Source organism: Methanofastidiosum sp. (assembly GCA_020854815.1).
Taxonomy (GTDB): domain Archaea; phylum Methanobacteriota_B; class Thermococci; order Methanofastidiosales; family Methanofastidiosaceae; genus Methanofastidiosum.
In genome coordinates, this window is the sequence record JAHKLW010000092.1 from 1 (window position 1) to 7156 (window position 7156).

Here is a 7156-nt window from a genome sequence, read left to right on the forward strand (position 1 = left end):
CAATATGCTATAATACCTAAAGAACTCACCATAAAAGATGATAAAAATACATTTACTTTAAGTGACCTGGGTGAAGGGGTAGGGACAATTGAAGACGCATACTGGTAGGAGCCAAATATTGCTAGAGGCCCACCAATAAAATTTTGTCTTATTTATAAATGACTTGTCAAAAATCGGCTGTGGAACATAATTTACATACATTCAGATCCAGAAGATCACGTGTGTTACTATAGGGACAAAAAAGGAAAAGAGGTCGATTTTCTTTTATTAACAGAGGATAAAATATATCCTTTCGAAGTTAAGTATCAGAGTACTATAAAAAAATCTGATTTATCAAACTTTAAATCCTTTGGTGGAGGTATCTTAGTCACAAAAGATAACTATGGTTTCAGTAGTAGCTATGGATGTCTTCCAGTTTCTTTACTCTTATTTTTGATTTGATTTATTTTAGTAATAGACAATCGATAAATACGCTAGAAAGAGATATAATTCATGAATTCAAAAGAAAATGAGATTATTATTTCACTTTTAAAAAAACACGGTGCTATAAAAATTGGAATATTTGGTTCATATGCAAGAGGGGAGGAAAGGCCAGATAGTGATATAGACATTCTGGTAGAGTTTAGTGAGACAAAAGGTCTATTGGAATTTATAGGAATAGGTTTTGAGCTAGAAGATATTTTGGGGAAAAAGATAGATTTATTTACAGAGGAAAACTTGAGGCCCATCATTAAAGCTAATGTAATGGAAGACTTAGTCGTGATTTATGAAGAAAGAAAGTGAGGATATTTTACAGGAGGATATTCTTGAAATTTCTGTAATGAGTAAATCCTCTCTAAAAAAGATTGGGTAACTGTAGAGGGGGATAACGCTTGGGCAGATTTGTAAAAGCCAAATTTTATATATTACTTTTATAATTATTATTCAGATGAAATCTGATATTATTTCAATTCCCGAAGATATTAAACTAGAAATGGAGAAATTTTCTGATATAAATTGGTCTGAAATAGTTAAAAATGCGATAATAGAAAAAATCTCCTTTTTAGAAGAGATGGAAAAAAGTTTGGATAGAAGCACCCTTACTATAGAAGATACAATTATTCTTGGCAAAAAAGTAAATAAATCCTTGAGAAAACACTATATTGCTTAAACTTCTAAGCACTTAAATAGAAAATTCAATACTAAATAATATAAATAATTAAGATGTATTATCATTAGGAAGATTTGATGAGAAATAGAACCGAAATAATAAAAATATTAAATTCTTTGAAGACTGAGATTAAGAATAATTATAAAGCTGAGATTATTGGTATCTTTGGTTCATATGCAAGAGGAGAACAAAATAAATACAGTGATGTAGACATTCTAGTTAGATTTTACGAAGGAGCAACACTATTTGACCTTGTAGGGCTTTCTGATTTACTGGAAGATAAATTAAAAATAAAGGTAGATGTTGTTTCTGAAAGGGCTTTAAGACCGGAATTAAAAGACCAGATCTTAAAAGAGGTCGTGATTGTATAAAAAGAGATGAAACTCTTCTTATTAAGGATATAATTCAGGCAATAAATTCTATTGAGAGATTTGTTAATGGTATGACATATAATGAACTAATCTCTGATGATAAAACTGTGAGTGCAGTAATTAGAAAATTTGAGATTATAGGAGAAGCATCGAAGAACATATCCCAAGATATAAAAGACAGACATCCAGAAATCCCTTGGAAAAACATGGCAGGCATGAGAAACACTTTGATACACGCTTATTTTGGTGTAGATTATAAGTTAGTTTGGGATTCTATAAAAATTCAAATACCTAAAGTCAAATTACTTTTAGAAAGAGTATTAGAGGAACTTTAATCTTCTAAGCAAAGCTCTATAGCTTCTTTGATGTTTTCCATTGCTTCTTCTATAGTTTCTCCATAGGAGTGGCAACCTTTGAGTTGTGGGCAACTTACTATATATACGCCGTCTTCATCCATCTCAATAATAATTGGAAGATGTAGTTTTTCCAGAGAATCACCTATTTCCTATCTGTTACTTTGGATATAAACTTTTCTAATACATATTTATCACTATTTTAGCCAGTGTTAACAGCAAAAACTCCAAAGATTTCTTAAGAAGTATTTACATTGATAAGCAATAAATGCGAAAGCTTTAAATACTATTAGTGATAAATGATAATGATACTAGATAACAGCTTATACATATATATGACGAAAACTGATAATTGTTAATCATAGGGGTTAATTGATGAAAAGTATAACGATTAAGGGCATCCCAGACGATCTCTACTTCAAGCTCATTGAGTGGAAGGGCAAGATGAAGGCTGAGAACTGGGAGGATTTTCTGGAAAAGATGGTAAAGATGCTGGAGGAGAGCTGATTATGATGGTTTCATTTTCTGAAATTGAGGAAAAATTGTTTCATGATAATATTTATATATCGTTTCACGTTAGGGAGGTATTGGCTTGAGATATTATAATGAGGATAATGGACTAAAATATAATGAAATTAATAGAGATAATTACATGATTAACATAAATCATGATAGAAGTGTTATGATAAAAAAACTGATCGTTTCAAGAAAGGAGGTAGATTTGTTTGAATAAGAAGATTTTAAGTTTTATATTTGGATCATTGTTAGTTTTTAGTTTATTTGGTGCAATTGAGTTTCAGGAGGTTAGTGCTGCTAGTATTAGTGTCAATATCACGACAAGTGCCAATAATTATACACAACCCTATCTTAATGGCAATGTTATGCCTGTTAGGGTAAGGTTTAATTTCAATATCACTGGAACGCCTTCTCCCTCTTGGACAGGAGTAGAAATAATAGCTCCCGCAGGATTTGTTCTTGCAGATAAAGGTGTTCAGCCGACATCAACAGGATTTACTATTGATTATGCAAGTAGTGATGCGGATGGAGTTCTTGCTGCAAAAAAAATGGTGTATACCTGTAACATTACTTCTACAGGAACACGTACTATTAACCTAGATTTAGTTCAAGTTACTGCTGGCGAAGGACCTCATACATGGACTATAAATAATACTGGCAGTAATTTATCGCCACTACTTCTGTCTCCTTCAGTAGTAGTGGATAATACCAAACCTACTTTCACTGTGAGTTATTCTAAAACACCCAATGTTGCAGGCGTAGCCCCTGCTCCCGGTACATTTGGACTTGGAAATATCACAATTACAATTGTAGCCAATGATCCTATAATTGCCACTCCAACAATTTCTGTTAAACAGCAAAACAAAACTCTCCAAAATCTTACTTATACCACTTCAACTACAAATCCTCCAGCAGCAGGAAATTTCCGATCACAGTCTGGGGGTTTTCCAACTACCACACTTATAGGAACATATAGCATCACAAGTACAAACGGTGCAAGTGACGGATTGGCTACGGTGACTATAAATGCTACTGACAGGGCAGGTAATATAGGAAATACTATAATCGCTGGAACTACAGGGTTAGATGGACCAACTTTTGTTGTAGATTCGCAATGTGATAAGCCGACATTAACCCTTCCAGCTAATGGTGCTATAGAAGCAAGTGACGTTACCTTCACATGGAATGATATAACTGATGCCGCTGCTCCAGTAGAGTATACTTTACAATATTCTACATCATCCACATTCGCGTCAAATGTTTATACAAGATATACAACTTCACCTACAACTTCCTATCTTGCATCGGGGTTAACTACAGGCGTATGGTACTGGAGAGTGTGGGCAACAGACTCTTTGGGCAATCTTAGCGGTACACCTGCTTCGCACACAACAAGGAGCTTTACAGTTTCGACTCCTTCATCAGTGCCCACTTTTAGAGTTCGTTACATTAAGACTCCAAAAATTGACTATGATGATACTCCTGATGTCCTCGGAGCAGGAACAATGCAGATTAGTATCCGCTCATCAGAAATTTTGAGTGCTAGGCCAACTGTTCAGGTAAAACTACACAATCAGACTACATGGACCAATCTGACAGTAACAGGAAATGCGCCAGGTTCCCTTTTCACTGCAACATATAATATTCCAACTGGAAGTACAAACAATGGATTGGCACAAATAACAATATCGGGAACAAGTACTTCTGGAAATATAGGAACAGCTATAGATCTTCCTGAGTGGGATGCATCAAGAGTTGCTCCAGATTATTTACCAACAGAGTTAGATTCTGACGGAGCATTCTTCTACGTAAGTACTACAACAGATTCACCGGCATTGAATTTCCCAAATAACGGATATTCAGTTCCAGGCCATCAAAATGTTGTAGATTTCAAATTTAATAAAATAACAGATTTGACTTCTGAAAGGCCTGCAGATCCAGGTCAAAATAACTGTATCACATACAACATCCAATACTCCACAAACCCTGATTTCACATCAAATGTTATAACACAAAGTGTTGATATAGATGAAACTGCGTTACCTTCACCTGTATTTTGTGCTACAGGAGATGCTCTTCCATACAACAACTGGACTATAACTGGAACAATAAGAGAACACAAATCACAATCCCTTGCAAACGGAACATGGTTTTGGAGAGTATGGGCTACAGACAAACTCGGAAATCAAAGTCCATATTCTGAAACAAGACAGTTCTCAGTTTCAACTGTAAGACCAGGGCTTACATCCCCAACAGATTTATCACTCCTAAATTATAATGATCCAATTTTAACATGGGGTGCAGTTCCAACTGCAATATCATATAATATTAGGCTTTCAAGAGGGGACAATATCTTCCTAAACTATACTCTGTATCCTGACAAGATTGCAGTAAACGGATTCACTGGAGGCACCTCATACGATGTTTCAGTTTCAACCCCACCAACACCTCCTATAGGAATACTTGAAGATGGGGTCTGGTACTGGGCTGTTTCATCAAACTTGGATTCTCAAGCATATTCTGGAACATGGAGATTTACAGTTGATACAACTGGACCACCAGCACCAAGTTTACTTACATTAAATGACGGTCAAGTTAGTCAGAACAAGAGGCCGACATTTACTTGGTCGGCAATTTCAGATACAAATGATCTCTCTAATCCAGTAAGGTATTATATTCAAATATCTGGAGACCCAACTTTTCCAGGGGACCTAGGACCAACAGACGGGACTACTGCTTGGCCAAGTCCATCTACATTTGATCCAAACTGGTTAGCTGCTACATATCAAAGAGGTCCCTTGACATCACCTACCTTTACTCCAACTTCGGATTTTCCTGAAACCCTGCTGACACAACCAAGTAATACATACTACTGGAGAGTATATGCAGTTGACTCTGCAGGAAACGTTGGAACTAATTCACTTACCAGAAATTTCCGTGTCAGTACTTCCCCCCCATTGTTATGGGGCGATTCTCCTGCAGGAGATAATGGCACATGTGAAACTTGGCCAACTGGCTGTTTCCCAATAGTTACTGCAAATAGAGACCAAATTGCACTTGGACTTAGATCGCCTTCAAATGGATTCACTACAAACACAAGAAATCCATCTCTAGAATGGAGGCACTCCAGATGTGATTGTGTAGTCCGAGAAATATCAAGTTACATAATCCAGTATTCAACAGACATCACATTCCCACCTGACAAGACAACAGATATTGCCGGAGTATTCCAAGTATTAGGTATTAATCCAGATAACAATTTACTACTTAATATGGGGTACACCATCCAGACACCACTCTTTAACGGAACATACTTCTGGAGAGTTTGTGCGGTAGACACAGCAGGAAACAGGACACAGTTCACAGCTCCATGGAGTTTCACAGTAAACGTGCCTGATAATGAGCAACCAGCAACACCACAATGTTCTGCAACTATACCATGTGCAGCAGGCTTTACATGTCAAGCTGGAGTTTGTGTACCAGTTACACTATCTCCTGGGAACCTTACAATAACAGTCCAAAATGCAGGCGGAACCGCAATATCAGGTGCAACAGTCACAGTTGACGGTACAGCACAGACAACTGATGCAGCAGGACAGGTAACTTTTACTGCACTCTCAGGAGGAAGCCACACAATAAATAATGTCACAGCCTCTGGATATACTGATTATGGAACAAGCACAGTTTCAATCAACGGAAACACATCGCAGACGATAACTCTAACAGTACCCGGTACAGAAGGGTATGTCTGGGGATCAGTATACTTTGATGCGGTAGGAACAGCTGCACCAAACGTCTTGATAGACATATACAACCAGTCTACAGATGTAAAGGTAGATAGCAGGCTTACAAACAGCGAAGGAAAGTTCCAGTCATCACCTCTGCCATCAACAGGCACATACTACATAAAGATCCCAGCATATGAGAAGGAACTAAGAGATTTACAGCCAACATCACTCACAACTGGAGAAAAGATTGTAATCCTTGAAACAAAGGGAACAGTCACTGGAATTGTCCAGGATGATTCAGGACAAATCGTATCTTCAGCAACTGTGGTATTGAAGAAATATCCTGGCGAGGAGTTTGTCGATACAAAGACAACAAATACTATAGGCCAGTTCTCATTTGATGCGCTTCCTGGAACATATGTTGTAACAATCTCAAAGGCAGGATACGATGCATACACATCCTCTTCCTTTAGCGTCCAGTCAAAGCAGACAGTGAACCTGCAATCAGTCCTTGGAAATATTGTGCTAAATGCGATAAGAGGTACGCTATCAGTATCTGTCAAAGATGATAAGGGCGCAACAATAAACACAGCCACTGTCACAATCAGGTCAAGCACAGGTGCAGTAGTTAGATCAATTACCACAACAAATGGCGTTGGAACAACACAGCTAGCACCAGGCCCATACAGGGTATCTGCAGTAGCATCTGGATTTGCAGAAAGCCTTCAGCAGTCAACAAACATTACTTCAAATCAGACCTCTTCAGTGTCAATTACACTGGCACCAGCAACAGGCTCGATTAGAGTTGCTGCAAAGGATGCAGGCGGTGCACCACTGGCTGGGGCAAGCGTCTATGTCGATGGGGTGCTATCAGGAATAACTGACTCAGAAGGGGAGCTGCTTGTTACAGGCCTTAAGCTTGGAACACACACAGTCAGAATCACAAAAGGCGGATACTCTACTGTAGAAGAGCAGGTCACATCAGGAGAATCAACAGTCATCGTTGACACAGCACTTAGTAGAAGCTACCTACGATAC

General features: G+C 37.7%; 7 protein-coding genes. 6 read left to right on the top strand and 1 reads right to left on the bottom strand.

Annotation, left to right across the window (positions count from 1 at the left end):
- Positions 1-219 precede the first annotated feature (219 nt).
- The 5 genes from KO464_10405 to KO464_10425 all read left to right on the top strand — a co-directional run bounded on the left by KO464_10405 (position 220) and on the right by KO464_10425 (position 1856).
- On the top strand, positions 220-441 hold the full coding sequence (locus KO464_10405; GenBank protein ID MCC7573770.1) for a hypothetical protein: 222 nt from the start codon (positions 220-222) through the stop codon (positions 439-441).
- 51 nt (positions 442-492) lie between these two features.
- Positions 493-783 (top strand): nucleotidyltransferase family protein, encoded by a 291-nt coding sequence (locus KO464_10410; protein MCC7573771.1) that lies wholly within the window; start codon positions 493-495, stop codon positions 781-783.
- Between the two features lie 145 nt (positions 784-928).
- The gene (locus KO464_10415; protein ID MCC7573772.1) at positions 929-1150 is read left to right on the top strand and encodes a hypothetical protein; all 222 of its coding nucleotides are present in this window, start codon (positions 929-931) and stop codon (positions 1148-1150) included.
- A gap of 77 nt (positions 1151-1227) precedes the next feature.
- Positions 1228-1521, top strand: a complete 294-nt coding sequence (locus tag KO464_10420; protein MCC7573773.1) for a nucleotidyltransferase family protein — start codon at positions 1228-1230, stop codon at positions 1519-1521.
- A complete protein-coding gene (locus KO464_10425) occupies positions 1518-1856 on the top strand; it encodes a DUF86 domain-containing protein (GenBank protein ID MCC7573774.1) in 339 nt (112 codons plus the stop codon). Before KO464_10420 ends, KO464_10425 begins: the two co-directional genes overlap by 4 nt.
- Here the strand turns inward: KO464_10425 and KO464_10430 are convergent.
- Positions 1853-1978, bottom strand: a complete 126-nt coding sequence (locus KO464_10430) for a type II toxin-antitoxin system HicB family antitoxin (GenBank protein MCC7573775.1) — start codon at positions 1976-1978, stop codon at positions 1853-1855. The genes KO464_10425 and KO464_10430 overlap by 4 nt on opposite strands.
- A 621-nt stretch (positions 1979-2599) precedes the next feature.
- Between KO464_10430 and KO464_10435 the strand changes: the two genes are divergently transcribed.
- Positions 2600-7156, top strand: a 4557-nt coding sequence (locus KO464_10435; protein MCC7573776.1) for a carboxypeptidase-like regulatory domain-containing protein, incomplete at its 3' end; no start/stop codon positions are given.

Excerpts from the sequence above, each read along its gene's own strand:
- KO464_10410 (MCC7573771.1), top strand. The coding sequence starts at position 493 with ATGAATTCAAAAGAAAATGAGATTATTATTTCACTTTTAAAAAAACAC.
- KO464_10415 (MCC7573772.1), top strand. The coding sequence starts at position 929 with ATGAAATCTGATATTATTTCAATTCCCGAAGATATTAAACTAGAAATG.
- KO464_10420 (MCC7573773.1), top strand. The coding sequence starts at position 1,228 with ATGAGAAATAGAACCGAAATAATAAAAATATTAAATTCTTTGAAGACT.
- KO464_10430 (MCC7573775.1), bottom strand. The coding sequence starts at position 1,978 with ATGGATGAAGACGGCGTATATATAGTAAGTTGCCCACAACTCAAAGGT.